At 71.0% G+C, this 13,772-nt stretch carries 10 protein-coding genes; 1 reads left to right on the top strand and 9 read right to left on the bottom strand.

What is annotated here, in order from left to right; translation table 11 throughout:
- Positions 1-36 precede the first annotated feature (36 nt).
- From rodA to folC, 8 genes are all read right to left on the bottom strand, one after another.
- Positions 37-1,236, bottom strand: a complete 1,200-nt coding sequence (gene rodA / locus BOQ63_RS29515) for a rod shape-determining protein RodA (RefSeq protein WP_030283785.1) — start codon at positions 1,234-1,236, stop codon at positions 37-39.
- On the bottom strand, positions 1,233-3,602 hold the full coding sequence (gene mrdA, locus BOQ63_RS29510; protein ID WP_078867301.1) for a penicillin-binding protein 2: 2,370 nt from the start codon (positions 3,600-3,602) through the stop codon (positions 1,233-1,235). Before mrdA ends, rodA begins: the two co-directional genes overlap by 4 nt.
- A 57-nt stretch (positions 3,603-3,659) precedes the next feature.
- Positions 3,660-4,298, bottom strand: a complete 639-nt coding sequence (gene mreD / locus BOQ63_RS29505) for a rod shape-determining protein MreD (RefSeq protein ID WP_030597871.1) — start codon at positions 4,296-4,298, stop codon at positions 3,660-3,662.
- 3 nt (positions 4,299-4,301) lie between these two features.
- Positions 4,302-5,255 (bottom strand): rod shape-determining protein MreC, encoded by a 954-nt coding sequence (gene mreC, locus BOQ63_RS29500; protein WP_030283779.1) that lies wholly within the window; start codon positions 5,253-5,255, stop codon positions 4,302-4,304.
- Positions 5,256-5,355: 100 nt separating this feature from the next.
- Entirely contained in the window at positions 5,356-6,381 is a 1,026-nt protein-coding gene (locus BOQ63_RS29495) for a rod shape-determining protein (protein ID WP_030283777.1), read from the bottom strand.
- Between the two features lie 321 nt (positions 6,382-6,702).
- Positions 6,703-7,116, bottom strand: coding sequence for a nucleoside-diphosphate kinase (gene ndk, locus BOQ63_RS29490; RefSeq protein ID WP_030283775.1), 414 nt, complete (start codon positions 7,114-7,116; stop codon positions 6,703-6,705).
- A 106-nt stretch (positions 7,117-7,222) separates the two neighbouring features.
- On the bottom strand, positions 7,223-7,567 hold the full coding sequence (locus BOQ63_RS29485; RefSeq protein ID WP_030283774.1) for a DUF4233 domain-containing protein: 345 nt from the start codon (positions 7,565-7,567) through the stop codon (positions 7,223-7,225).
- A 1-nt stretch (position 7,568) separates the two neighbouring features.
- Positions 7,569-8,960: a bifunctional tetrahydrofolate synthase/dihydrofolate synthase gene (gene folC, locus BOQ63_RS29480; protein WP_030283773.1), complete on the bottom strand. Its 1,392-nt coding sequence runs from the start codon at positions 8,958-8,960 to the stop codon at positions 7,569-7,571.
- Positions 8,961-9,193: 233 nt separating this feature from the next.
- Here folC and BOQ63_RS29475 point away from each other — a divergent pair, with 233 nt between their 5' ends.
- Entirely contained in the window at positions 9,194-10,342 is a 1,149-nt protein-coding gene (locus tag BOQ63_RS29475; protein ID WP_150476167.1) for a UDP-N-acetylglucosamine 2-epimerase, read from the top strand.
- A gap of 712 nt (positions 10,343-11,054) precedes the next feature.
- Here BOQ63_RS29475 and BOQ63_RS29470 read toward each other — a convergent pair.
- On the bottom strand, positions 11,055-13,691 hold the full coding sequence (locus BOQ63_RS29470; protein ID WP_030283768.1) for a valine--tRNA ligase: 2,637 nt from the start codon (positions 13,689-13,691) through the stop codon (positions 11,055-11,057).
- Positions 13,692-13,772: the final 81 nt, after the last annotated feature.

The following is a 13,772-nucleotide window of genomic DNA, read 5'->3' as shown; positions in this document are numbered from 1 at the left end:
GGGGGACTCCCCGGACCGGCCCTGACCGCCGAACCCTCAGGCCGCTACCGGCCGTTGGCTGCGCACCGCCTGGAGCAGACCGATGCCGATCCAGACCGCGAACATCGAGGATCCGCCGTAGGAGACGAAGGGCAGCGGGATGCCGGCGACCGGCATGATGCCCAGGCACATCCCTATGTTCTCGAAGGCCTGGAAGGAGAACCAGGCGATGATCCCGGCCGCCACGATCGTCCCGTACAGGTCGGTCGCCTGGCGGGCGATCCGGCAGGCGCGCCACAGGATCACGCCGACCAGCGCGATTATCGCGAGCGCCCCGACGAAGCCGAGTTCCTCGCCGGCGACGGTGAACACGAAGTCGGTCTGCTGCTCCGGCACGAACTGCCCGACGGTCTGGGTGCCGTGGAACAGCCCCTTGCCGGTCAGCCCGCCCGAGCCGATCGCGATCCGGGCCTGCGCGGTGTTGTAGCCGACGCCGTTGGGGTCGAGCTGGGGGTTGGCGAAGGCCGCGAAGCGGTCGATCTGGTACTGGCTCAGCAGTCCGAGCTTCCAGATCGCGATGCTGCCGCCGACGCCGAGCGCGAGGATGCCGAGTACCCAGCGGTTGGCGGCGCCGGAGCCCAGCAGGATGCCCAGCACGACGGCGGACATCACCATGACCGACCCGGCGTCCGGCATCAGCAGGACCAGGCCCATCGGCAGGCAGGCCCAGAACAGGCCCCGGAACACCGCCCGGTGCGAGGGGACCTCCCGCTCCCCCGCGTCGACCTGGTCCGACAGCACGACGGCCATCGCCAGCAGGATGGCGATCTTCGCGAACTCGGCCGGCTGGACGGAGAAGCCGCCGCCGAGCTGGATCCACGAGTGGGCGCCGTTGACGGTCGAGCCGACCGGGCTGAGCGTCGCCAGCAGCAGCACGATCACGCCGACGTAGACGAAGGGCACCAGGGTGCGGACCCGCCGTGCTCCTATCCCTATCACCACGGCGCACAGCACCAGGCCGATGACGAAGTTCGTCAGGTGGCGGTAGAGGAAGTACTGCGGGTCCCCGTGGGTGAGGTTGTCGCGCCCGCGGGTGGCCGACCACACCAGCATCGAGCTGCCGGCCGACAGGGCCAGCCCGGCCAGCAGCAGTATCCAGTCCAGCCGCCAGAGCGGGGAGTCCTTGGCCAGGGCCTTGGAGACCCCGCTGCGCTGGGGGGTCAGCCGCAGCTGCCGGTACGAGCCGTAGGAGCTCATGCCCGTCCCCTTCCCTGGCGGTTGGTCGGTTCGAGCGCGGTGTCGACCGCGGTGTAGGGGGCCGGGCTGCCGGCCGGCGGTGCCGGGTCGAGGAAGGTCGCCGAGGCGTCCCAGGCCACCGCCGCGGCGGCGTCCGACGGAGCCGGGGCCGCGGCCGGGGCCAACGCCGGAACCGGGGTCAACGCCGGGGCCGGAGCGAACGCCGGAGCCGCGGCCGGCGCCGGAGCCTGAGCGACGGAGCCCTGCGCCGGGTCGACGGTGTAGGCGGCCGGCTTGATGATCGCGGTGCCGTCGGGGTTGAACTTCGGCAGGTCGGCCTGCGGCGCCGGCAGCAGCGCCTTGCCGTTGTCGATGTTGCCCTTGTCGTCCACGCCGTACAGCGCCTGGTAGATCCGGCGGATGGCGTCGCCGGAGCCGCCGGAGCCGGTGCCGCCCTGGCTGATCGTCATGACGACCGCGTAGTCCTTGCTGTACGTGTCCAGCCAGGAGGTGGTCTGCTTGCCCTCGACCTCGGCGGTGCCGGTCTTGGCGTGCAGCGCGATCTTGTCCTGCGGCCAGCCGTTGAACTTCCAGGCGGCGGTACCGCTGGTGATGACCCCGGCGGTGGCCTGGTCAATGTAGCTGAGGAGCTTCTGGTCGCCGGGGAACTTGGCGTCCGCGTGCGGGGCGATCTCGCGGACGAGGTCCCCGCTCGGGCTTATCACGGCCTTGGCGATGGTCGGCCGGTAGAAGGTGCCGCCGTTGGCCAGCGCCGAGTAGATCCGGGCCATCTGGACCGGGGTGACGAGGGTGTCGCCCTGGCCGATCGCGTAGTTGACCGCGTCACCGGCGCGCATCTGGTAGCCGTCGACGCAGTTCTCCTTGGCGATCTGGTCGGAGAAGCTGTTGCCGCCCTTCTGCGCCTGCGCGCACCAGGCGTCCTTGTTGTTGTCGTAGAAGGACTGCTTCCACTGCCGGTCCGGCACCCGGCCGGGCACCTCGGAGGGCAGGTCGATGCCGGTCTTGGCGCCGAGGCCGAACTCGTGGGCGGTCTTGAAGAACCAGTCGGCCGCGTCCTTCTTCGGCTTGATGCCGCCGTCCTTCATCCACTGGTCGTACGCCAGGCCGTAGAAGACGGTGTCGCAGGAGACCTCCAGCGCCTTCTCCAGGGAGATGGAACCGAAGCTCTCGCTCTCGAAGTTCTTGAACTCACGGCCGCCGATGGTCATGGCCTTCGGGCACGGGTAGGTGCCGTCCAGCGAGTAGCCGGCCTGCACGGCGGCGGTGGTGGAGACGACCTTGAAGGTCGAGCCGGGGGCGGACTGACCCTGTATGGCCCTGTTCAGCAGCGGGAAGTTGGAGTCCTTGCTGGTCAGCGACTGGTAGTCCTTGCCGCTGATGCCGCCCACCCACAGGTTGGGGTCGTAGGTCGGGGCGCTGGCCATCGCGATGATCCGGCCGGTGTGCACGTCCATCACGACGGCGGCGCCGGAGTCGGCCTCGTAGTTGCGGTTGGTGACCTTGTCGAAGGTGTTCCGGGCGTCGCTCATGGCCTGCGCCAGGTTGTCCTCGACGACCTTCTGCACCCGGGCGTCGATGCTGGTGACCAGGTTGTTGCCGGTCTGAGGGGCGACGGTGCCGGCGTTGCCGATCACCCGGCCGAGGTTGTCCACCTCCAGCTTGGTGATGCCGGCCGTGCCGCGCAGGTCGCGGTCGTAGACCGACTCCAGGCCGGCCCGGCCGATCTGGTCGGCCGGCAGGTAGCGGTCCAGGCCGGTCTTGTCGGCGGTCTTGCTGACCTCGTCGTCGGTGACCGGCGAGAGGTAGCCGAGCACCTGGGCCATGTTGGCGCCCTCGGCGCCGGTGTAGCGGCGCACGGCGGTGGGCTGCGCGGTGATCCCGGGGAAGTCCTCGCGGCGCTCCATTATCTGCATCGCCTGCTGGGTGGTCGCTTCCTTGGTGACCGGGATCGGCTGGTACGGCGAACCGTTCCAGCACGGCTGCGGCGTCTTGGCGTCGCAGAGCCGGACCTTCTCCTGCACGTCCTTGGCGGGCATCCCGAGCACCTCGGCCAGCCGGCCCAGCACCGCCTTGCCGCCGTCCTTCTGCTGGAGCAGCGAGGTGCGGCTGACGGAGACCACCAGCCGGGTCTCGTTGCCGGCCAGGATCCGCCCGGAGGCGTCCAGGATCTCGCCGCGGACGGCCGGTTCGACCACCTCGCGGATGTGGTTGCCGGTCGCCTTGGCGGTGTACTCCTTGGCGTTGCGGATCTGCAGGTACCACAGCCGTCCGCCGAGGGTGGCGAGCAGCGACAGCACCAGGATCTGCAGCACCACCAGACGGATCGTCACCCGCCGGGTACGGCCGGTCTCGGGGATGTTGCTCACGTCTCGTGCGCTCCAGGGATGCGGGAGGGTCAGGAGGTCAGGTGCCTCGACGGGTCGTTACGGGCGCCGCGCGAAGCCGGGGATGCGCCGCTTCTTGTAGGACGGGCCGGCCGAGACCTCACGAGTGGTGCGGTAGCGGGCCAGCGTGCCCAGTCCCGGGCCGTTCTGGTCGTCGTCGCTGGCGGCCACCGGGTCGCGCCCGAAGCGGCGGCCGAGCAGCATCACCAGCGGCACCACGAACGGGGCCAGCAGCAGGTCGTACAGCAGGGCGCTGATCACCAGGCCGCTGAGGCCGACGTGCCGGGCCGCGGTGTCGCCGACCAGGGCGCCGACCACCGCGTACAGCAGGGTGGAGGCGATCGCCGCGGCGCCGACCACCAGCAGCGCGCTGGAGACGGAGCGCTGGCGGCCGTGCTCGGGGCGCAGCAGCCCGGCGGCGTAGCCCATCAGGCAGAGCACCAGGGCGTAGCGGCCGATCGCGTGGTCGGAGGGCGGTGCGAGGTCGGCCAGCAGTCCGCCCGCGAAGCCGACCAGGCAGCCGCCGGCCGGCCCGTACACCATGGCCAGGCCGACCACGATGAGCAGCAGTATGTCCGGGGTGGCTCCCGGGAGCTGGAGCCGGCCGAAGACGCTGACCTGGAGGATCAGGCCGAGCAGGATCAGCGCGGCGGAGACGGGGATGCGGGCGAGGCGCATGGCTCAGTTCCCCCCATTGGGCTTGGCGGGCGGGGCGGCGGGCGCGGTGGCCGACGGCTGGGCGGACGTGGCCGGGGTCTGGCTCTGCCCCGGGGTGGGGGCGGGCGGCAGCACGGCGTCGCGCGGGTCGGTGCGCGGCGGCACGACGACCACGCCGACCAGGTCGAGCCGGGTGAACTGGACGAAGGGCTCGACCAGGACGGTCTTGGTCAGCTGGCCGGCGTTGGCCTGGACCTCGACGACCTTGCCGACCGGGACGCCGGGCACGAAGGGGCGGCCGCTCTGCGAGCCGAAGGTGACCAGCCGGTCGCCGTTCTTCACCTGCGCCTTGCCGTTGAGCAGGGAGACCTTCATCGGGCTGTCTCCGCCGCCGGAGGCGAAGCCGATCTCGCCGCTGCCCTCCAGCCGGGTGCCGGCCGAGAAGCCGGGGTCGGAGGCGAGCAGCACGGTGGCGGTGGTCGGGGCGACGGTGGTGACCCGGCCGACCAGGCCCTGGCCGTTGACGACCGTCATGTCGCGGGTGAGACCGTCGTCGCTGCCGGCGTCGATGGTGATGGTCCAGGAGAAGCCCTGGGCCGGGCCGATCGCGATGACCTGGGCGGCCTTGACGGTGTATCCGCCGGCGCCGGCGGTGCGCAGCAGGTCGTCCAGCTGCTTGGTGCGCCCGGCGGCCATGTCGGAGGAGGCCAGCTTCTGCCGCAGTTCGGTGTTCTCGCGGGCGAGCTGGTCGGTGCGGCCGCTGTTGGTGGCGGTGTCGCGGAAGGCGCGGACGGTGTTGGCGACCGGGTTGACGACGCTGGCGGCGCCGCGCTCGACCGGTCCGAGGACGTCGGCGGCCGCGTGCCGGGCCGGGCCGAGCGGGGAGTCCTCACCGCCCTTGATGTCCACGGTGATCAGTGCGAAGGCGACGGCCACCAGCAGGATGAGCAGCAGCCGGCTCTCTCGTGTGTCCCTCACGGTGCTGGTACTGCCCCTTCGTACCCGGCGGCCGCCCGGGGCCGTGGGGCCCGGGCGGCGGCCCGTTCAGTTGAGTGTCGGAATCTTCGCTGTGCTGGTGCTAACGGCGCGGGGAGGCGTCCAGTACCTGCTGGAGCGCCTCGAACTCCTCGACGCACTTGCCGGAGCCGAGTGCGACGGAGTCGAGCGGGTTCTCGGCGATGTGGATCGGCATGCCGGTCTCGCGGCGCAGCCGCTCGTCCAGGCCGCGCAGCAGGGCTCCGCCGCCGGTGAGCACGATGCCGCGGTCCATGACGTCGCCGGCCAGCTCGGGCGGGCACTGGTCCAGGGTGGTCTTGACGGCGTCGATGATCGAGTTGACCGGCTCGTCGATGGCGGCGCGGACCTCGGCGGCGGAGATGACCACGGTCTTGGGCAGGCCGCTGACCAGGTCGCGGCCGCGGATCTCGGCGTGCTCGTCCTTCTCGCCCTCGAGGCCGTAGGCGCTGCCGATGCTCATCTTGATCTGTTCGGCGCTGCGCTCACCGAGGAGGAGGGAGTACTCCTTCTTGATGTGCTGGACGATGGCGTTGTCCAGCTCGTCGCCGGCCACCCGGATGGACTGGGCGGTGACGATGCCGCCGAGGGAGATGACGGCGACCTCGGTGGTGCCGCCGCCGATGTCGACGACCATGTTGCCGGTGGCCTCGTGGACGGGCAGTCCGGCGCCGATCGCGGCGGCCATCGGTTCCTCGATGATGTGCACCTGGCGGGCGCCGGCCTGCGAGGAGGCCTCGATGACGGCGCGGCGCTCGACCCCGGTGATGCCGGAGGGCACGCAGACCACCACGCGCGGGCGGGCGAGGTAGCGGCGCCGGTGGATCTTGAGGATGAAGTAGCGCAGCATCCGCTCGGTGATCTCGAAGTCGGCGATCACGCCGTCCTTGAGCGGGCGGATGGCGACGATGTTGCCGGGGGTTCGGCCGATCATCTTCTTGGCCTCGGCGCCGACCGCCAGGATGCCGCCGGTGTTGGTGTTGACCGCCACCACTGACGGCTCGTTGAGGACGATCCCCTTGCCCCTGACGTACACCAGCGTGTTGGCTGTTCCGAGGTCGATCGCCAAGTCGCGGCCGATGAACGACAGGTTGCTCGCCATGGGGTGTGGGTGCCTTCCCGGGCTCGGAGTTCATGGGGGTGGACGGATGCGTGCGCCCACGCTTGGGCGGAGACCAGCTGAGCTGCCTTACCGGGCCCTTGAGTCGCGTCCATCGTAGTCACGCCGTGCGGTACGGACGTTGACGTGGGGGCATGACGTCCATTGTCCGGAGCGTGATCGCTTCTCCCAGGATTGGGACGCCGTGTCGGCCTCCCCAGTTCCCTATTTCACGATAAGAATGCCCCGGCCGGGTCAATGGTCCCGACCGGGGCGGCACGAACGTCCTGCCGGGCGCGTCGCCCGCCGGGGTCAGGCGTGCGCGGGGAAGAAGATCTTGATCTCGCGCTCGGCGGACTCCGGGGAGTCGGAAGCGTGGATCAGGTTCTCACGGGTGATGGTCGCGTAGTCGCCGCGGATGGTGCCGGAGCCGGCCTCCAGCGGGTTGGTGGCGCCGGCCAGCATGCGGATGCCCTTCACGACCTCCTCGCCCTCGACGATCATCGCGATCGACGGGCCGGAGGTCATGAACTCCAGCAGCGGCTCGTAGAACGGGCGGCCGACGTGCTCGGCGTAGTGGTGCTCCAGGGTCTCCCGGTCGAAGGTGCGCAGCTCGACGGCGGTCAGCTGCCAGCCGGCCTTGCGCTCGATGCGGCTGATGATCTCGCCCGCCAGGCCGCGGCGGACGGCGTCGGGCTTGAGCAGGACGAGAGTGCGCTGGGACACGGTGCGTCTCCTGGGGATTTGGTGCGGCATGCGGTACGGGGCAGAGGTTACCTTGCGTGAACGACCGGTCGGTTCCGCCCGTCCCGGCGGGCGGCCGGCCGAGCCGTCAGGCGGCCTGGGCCTCGGCCGCCGCACGGGCGGCCTTGAACTCGTCGACCTTGCGGCCGTAGTGCACCGAGCACCACCACAGGCCGGCGAAGACCACGCCGAGGCCGAACATGGTCGGCAGGACGAAGCCGCTGGCGATCAGGCCGATCTGCAGCGCCCAGCCGATCTGCACCGCGCCGGGGCGGTTGATCATGCCGCAGAGCGCGACGCACAGCGCCATCGCGATGCCGCTGACGATCCACACCGTGGCCGTCGAGACGCTGGAGAGCTGCATCGCGACCAGCGCCGCGAACATGATCAGCAGCGCCTCGCCGATCAGCGTCGACGAACAGAGCGTCCTCATGTCACTTCCTCCCGAGCAGCAGGCGGGCCTCGCCCACCGTGATGACCGAACCGGTGACCAGCACCCCGGCGCCGCCGAGGTCGCCCTCCTCCTCGGCCAGGGTGACCGCGGCGGCGATGGCGTCGTCGAGCCGCGGCTCGACCTGGACCCGGTCCTCGCCGAAGACCTCGACGGCCAGGGCCGCGAGCGCGTCCACGTCCATCGCGCGGTGGGTGGAGTTCCGGGTCACGACGACCTCGGCCAGGATCGGCTCGAAGGCCTCCAGCACGCCGGCCACGTCCTTGTCCCCCGAGGTGCCGATCACGCCGACCAGGCGGGTGAAGCCGAAGGACTCGGAGATCGCGGCGACGGTGGCCCGGGCGCCGTGCGGGTTGTGCGCGGCGTCCAGGATGATCGTGGGACTGCGGCGGACGACCTCGAGGCGGCCGGGCGAGGAGACGCCGGAGAAGCCCTGGCGGACCTTGTCGGCGTCCAGCTGGCCGCCGCGGGCGCCGCCGACGCCGAAGAAGGCCTCGACCGCGGCCAGCGCCAGCGCCGCGTTGTGCGCCTGGTGCTCGCCGTGCAGCGGGATGAAGACGTCCTCGTACTCCTCGCCGCCGAGTCCGCGCAGCGTCACCAGCTGGCCGCCGACGGCGAGCTCACGGCGGATCACGCCGAACTCCATGCCCTCGCGGGCCACGGTGGCGTCCACCTCGACGGCCCGGCGCAGGATGGTCTCGGCGGCGTCCAGCTGCTGCTGGGCGACCACGGCGACGGCGCCGGACTTGATGATCCCGGACTTCTCGACCGCGATGGCGCCGGTGGTCTCGCCGAGCTTGTCGGTGTGGTCCAGCCCGATCGGGGTGATCACGGCGACGGCGGCGTCGATGACGTTGGTGGCGTCCCAGGAGCCGCCCATGCCGACCTCGACCACCGCGACGTCCACCGGCGCGTCGGCGAAGGCCGCGTAGGCCATGCCGGTGAGCACCTCGAAGAAGGACATCGGCACCGGCTGGGCGGCGTCGACCATCTGCACGTAGGGCTCGATGTCGCGGTAGACCTCGACGAAGCGCTCGGGGCTGATCGGGGCGCCGTCCAGGCTGATCCGCTCGGTGACGGTCTCCACGTGCGGGCTGGTGTAGCGGCCGGTGCGCAGCTCGAAGGTGTTGAGCAGCTGCTCGATCATCCGGGCGGTGGAGGTCTTGCCGTTGGTGCCGGTGATGTGGATGGACGGGAAGGCCCGCTGGGGCTGGCCCAGGATGTCCATCAGCGCCTCGATCCGGTCGAGCGAGGGCTCCAGCTTGTTCTCCGGCCAGCGCTTGGAGAGTTCGAGTTCGACGTCGCGCAGGGCGTCGCCGGTGTCGCCCTCGGCGGGGCGGAGGGTGTACGGGTTCGGGTCGGCCTTGTCGCTCACGACCACAGTCTACGGAGCGGTGGCGGCCCGGCCTCACAGGGTGAGTGTCATGGCGCGAACACGACGGTCGCCAGGGTGAGAACGGCCACTTTGCCCCGGCTTTGCCTCAAGGTCCAGTTTGCTCCCTTTACTATTGATTTAGCAAGTTTGGACGGCAATGAATCATCGATTCGCGAATTTCAGGAGCTGACAGCCTTTGATCATGAGGCCCAGTTAACGAGGAGAGCTGCGCGATGCCCGACGCCCTGCACGACCGGATCGTGCTCCACCAGGACGCCGTCGTCTGGTTCGCCGGACTGATCTCCCTGGCGCTCGTCGGCTACATGGCCTTCGTCTTCGGACGCTTCCTCGTGTACTGGGCCGGCTCCCGCCACGCCTTCCGGCACAACCGGCCTGCCGAGCCCGGCGACCCGTCCGCCTTCCAGTGGCACCTGGTCATCCCCTGCCGCGACGAGGAGGCCGTGGTCACCCAGACCCTGGACGGCCTGCGGGCCGCCGCGCCCGAGGCCCACCTGTGGGTGATCGACGACGACAGCGAGGACGCCACCCGCGAACTCGTCCTCGCCGCCGCGGCCCGCGACCCGCGCGTCCACCTCGTCCAGCGCCGCCGCCCGCACGCCCGGATCGGCAAGGGCGCCGCGCTGCTCGCCGCGCACGGGCTGCGCCCGGACGGGTACGTGCTGGCCACCGTCCACCGCCCGGAGAACACCGACACCGCCGAGGCGCTCGGGGCCGTGCTCGCCGAGCTGGACCGGATCGCCCGGGCCGGCACCCCGGTGCTGTTCCCGATGCACCCGCGCACCCGGGCCGCCGTCGAGCGGTTCGGGCTGGCCGGCCTGCTGGAGCGTCTGGCCGTCACCGAACCGGTCGGCTACGGCGACTTCCTGGGCCTGGCGAACCACGCCGCGCTGCTGGTCTCCGACTCCGGCGGGGTGCAGGAGGAGTGCACCGTGCTCGGCCGTCCGCTGCTGGTGGTGCGCCGCTCCACCGAGCGCCCGGAGGCCATGGAGGCCGGCTTCGCCGCCCTGGTGCAGCCCGGCGAGGAGCTGGGCGGGCTGGCCCGCGCCTGGCTGTCCGACACCCCCGAACGACTGGCCCGGCTGGCCGCCACCCCGAGCCCGTACGGCGACGGCCTGGCCTCGGCCCGGATCGCCGCGCTGACCGCCGCACTGGCCGGGCGCGGCGCGGAGCCCGTGGTGCCGCTGGCCGCGGCGGCCGTTCGGGCGGCCGGGCGTGGGGGTCAGACCCCGGCCCGGGCCTCCGGGACGTGCGCGGTGCCGCCGTGCCGGCGGCGCAACTCCGCGGTGATCTCGGCCAGTTCGCCCTCGGGCAGCAGCGGCAGCATCATCGCGACGCCCTGCAGCAGACCGCCGAGCAGGTAGGTGGTGTCCGCCGTCGCGGCGACCAGGCCGCGGACCTCGTTCACCCGGCCACCCGCGACCGCCTCGATCAGCTGGGCGGCGTTCGCGGTCTCCTCGTCCACCTGGACCGCCGCGCTGTCCTGCGGGGCCCGCCGGGCCATCGCCCGCAGCACCCGGTCGCCGACCTCCGGCGCGTAGGCCTTGCGGACGGCCTCGGCGGCGATCCAGGTGAGCAGGGTGGTCACCTCCCGCTCGACGTTCTCCGCCAGCAGCAGGTCCAGCTCGTGGTCGAAAGCGAGCTGGTTCCCGTGCCGGAAGGCGAGCAGCAGTGTCGCCGCCCTGGCCTTGGCCTCCTCGACCGCCTCGGCAGGCAGTTCCTGGGCCAACTCCTCGGTCACCACCACGCCATGCCCTCCCGTCCGCCGCTCAGCGAGAACGCTCAGCGGAAATGCCTTCGGAAACTCCGTACACACCGTACACATCCGACCTGGAAACTTCTGCGAACGCGCGCGGGCAAGACCGGAATCAATTCGCTCGGATAAGACCACACCCGGTCCAGGATGAATATTCGCCGGAAGGGAGCAATGTTGCTGCTCTATTAGGCGTAGCAGCTTCCCTATTAGTCGCAGGAAGAGGACACCGAAGAGCACACACCCGGCGCGCGCGCCGGAAAACCCGAAGGGCCGCACCCCTCGCGTCGCGGGGTGCGGCCCTTCCTCGGCCTACGGGCGGCTCAGCCCTGCGGCAGGGCCGCGAGCTGGGCGGTGATCCGGGCGATGTCGGCCTCGGCGGCCTCCTGGCGGGTCCGGATCTTGGCGACCACCTCGTCCGGTGCCTTGGCCAGGAAGGCCTCGTTGCCGAGCTTGGCGGTGGTCTGGGCCTTCTCCTTCTCGGCGGCCGCAAGGTCCTTGGCGAGGCGCTTGCGCTCCGCCGCGACGTCGATGGTCCCGGAGAGGTCCAGCGCGACCGTGGCACCGGCGACCGGCAGCGAGGCGGTGGCCGCGAAGCCCTCCTCGGGGACGGTCAGCCGCAGCAGCGAGCGGATCGCGTCCTCGTGGACGGCCAGCACGGTGCCGGCCAGCTCCAGCTGGGCCGGGACGCGCTGCGCGGGCTGCAGGCCCTGGTCCGAACGGAACCGGCGGACCTCGGTGACCACCTGCTGCAGCGTGGCGATCTCGGCCTCGGCGGCCGCGTCACGGTAGCCGCTGTCCTTCGGCCACTCGGCGACGACCAGCGACTCGGCGCCGGTGAGCGCCGTCCACAGGGCCTCGGTGACGAACGGGACGATCGGGTGCAGCATCCGCAGGGTGACGTCCAGGACCTCGCCCAGCACCCGGCGCGAGGCGTCCGCCTGCGGGCCGCCCTTGCCCAGGGTGGTCTTGGAGAGCTCGACGTACCAGTCGAAGACCTCGTCCCAGGCGAAGTGGTACAGCGCGTCCGAGACCTTGGCGAACTGGAAGTCGTCGTACAGCGCGTCCGCCTTGGCGACGGTGGTGTTCAGCCGCGACAGGATCCAGCGGTCGACCGCGGTCATCTCCTCCGGCGCGGGCAGCGGGCCCTCGACGGTGGCGCCGTTCATCAGCGCGAAGCGGGTCGCGTTCCAGATCTTGTTGCAGAAGTTGCGCGAGCCCTTGACCCAGTCCTCGCCGATCGGCACGTCGGCGCCCGGGTTGGCGCCGCCGGCCAGGGTGAAGCGGACGGCGTCGGCGCCGTAGGCGTCCATCCAGTCCAGCGGGTCCACGGCGGTGCCGGAGGACTTCGACATCTTCTTGCCGAACTCGTCGCGCACCAGACCGGTCAGGGCGACGGTCTTGAAAGGCGCCTGGCCGTCCATCGCGTACAGACTGAACATCATCATCCGGGCGACCCAGAAGAAGATGATGTCGTGGCCCGTCAGCAGGACGTCGGTCGGATAGAACTTCTCCAGGTCGGCGGTCTGCTCCGGCCAGCCGAGCGTGGAGAACGGCCACAGGCCGGAGGAGAACCAGGTGTCCAGGACGTCCGGGTCCTGGTGCCAGCCCTCGCCCGTCGGCGGCTGCTCGTCCGGTCCGACGCAGACGACCTCGCCCTCGGGGCCGTACCAGACCGGGATCCGGTGGCCCCACCAGAGCTGGCGCGAGATGCACCAGTCGTACATGTTGTCGACCCAGTCGAAGTAGCGGCGCTCCAGCTCCTTCGGGTGGATCTCCACCTTGCCGTCGCGGACGGCGTCGCCGGCGGCCTTGGCCAGCGGCTCGACCTTGACCCACCACTGCAACGACAGCCGCGGCTCGACCACGGTGTGGCAGCGCGAGCAGTGGCCGACGGCGTGCATGTACGGGCGCTTCTCGGCGACGATCCGGCCCTGCTCGCGCAGCGCGCCGACGACGGCCGAGCGGGCCTCCAGCCGGTCCATGCCGAGGAAGGGGCCGTGCACGGTGATCGCGCCGTGGTCGTCCATCACCGTCAGGTTCGGCAGGTTGTGGCGCTGGCCGATGGCGAAGTCGTTCGGGTCGTGCGCGGGCGTCACCTTGACGGCGCCGGTGCCGAACTCCGGGTCGACGTGCTCGTCCGCGACGACCGGGATCTCCCGGTCCGTCAGCGGCAGCTTGATGGTCCGACCGACCAGGTGCTTGTACCGCTCGTCGTCCGGGTGGACGGCCACGGCGGTGTCGCCCAGCATCGTCTCGGCCCGGGTGGTGGCGACGACGATGGAGTCCTCGCCCTCGCCGTAGCGGATCGAGACCAGCTCGCCGGGCACGTCCTCGTGCTCCACCTCGATGTCGGAGAGCGCGGTGAGGCAGCGCGGGCACCAGTTGATGATGCGCTCGGCGCGGTAGATCAGGCCGTCGTCGAACAGGCGCTTGAAGATGGTCTGGACGGCCTGGGACAGGCCCTCGTCCATGGTGAAGCGCTCGCGCGACCAGTCCACGCCGTCACCGAGGCGGCGCATCTGGCCGAGGATGCGGCCGCCGTAGCTCTTCTTCCACTCCCAGACCTTCTCGACGAAGGCCTCGCGGCCCAGGTCGTGCCGGGACAGGCCGGCCTCGGCGAGCTGCTGCTCGACCTTGTTCTGGGTCGCGATTCCGGCGTGGTCCATGCCGGGCAGCCAGAGCGTCTCGAAGCCCTGCATGCGCTTGCGGCGGGTCAGCGCGTCCATCAGCGTGTGCTGGAAGGCGTGGCCCAGGTGCAGGACGCCGGTGACGTTCGGCGGGGGGATGACGATCGTGTACGCGGGCTTGTCGCTCTTCGCGTCCGCGGTGAAGTACCCACGCTCCACCCAGCGCTCGTACAGCTCGCCCTCTACGTCCGCGGGGGTGTAGGTCGTCGGGAGGGTTGCCGCATCGTCCCCGGTGGTGCTCACGGGGCGCTGGTTCGTCGTGTCGGTCACGACGCACAGTTTACGTAACCGGGGGCGCTGGTTACGAACCGCTTTCGGTCCGCTGGCTCCCCCGCCCGGACACCGCCGGGG

Origin of the sequence: Streptomyces viridifaciens (assembly GCF_001888885.2) — a bacterium.
In the GTDB taxonomy this organism is placed as follows: Bacteria; Actinomycetota; Actinomycetes; order Streptomycetales; family Streptomycetaceae; genus Kitasatospora; species Kitasatospora aureofaciens.
Note: the sequence above shows the minus strand (reverse complement) of the source record. Positions and strands in the feature narration are given on the sequence as shown.

Excerpts from the sequence above, each read along its gene's own strand:
- rodA (WP_030283785.1), bottom strand. The coding sequence starts at position 1,236 with ATGAGCTCCTACGGCTCGTACCGGCAGCTGCGGCTGACCCCCCAGCGC.
- mreD (WP_030597871.1), bottom strand. The coding sequence starts at position 4,298 with ATGCGCCTCGCCCGCATCCCCGTCTCCGCCGCGCTGATCCTGCTCGGC.
- BOQ63_RS29485 (WP_030283774.1), bottom strand. The coding sequence starts at position 7,567 with ATGAGGACGCTCTGTTCGTCGACGCTGATCGGCGAGGCGCTGCTGATC.
- BOQ63_RS29475 (WP_150476167.1), top strand. The coding sequence starts at position 9,194 with ATGCCCGACGCCCTGCACGACCGGATCGTGCTCCACCAGGACGCCGTC.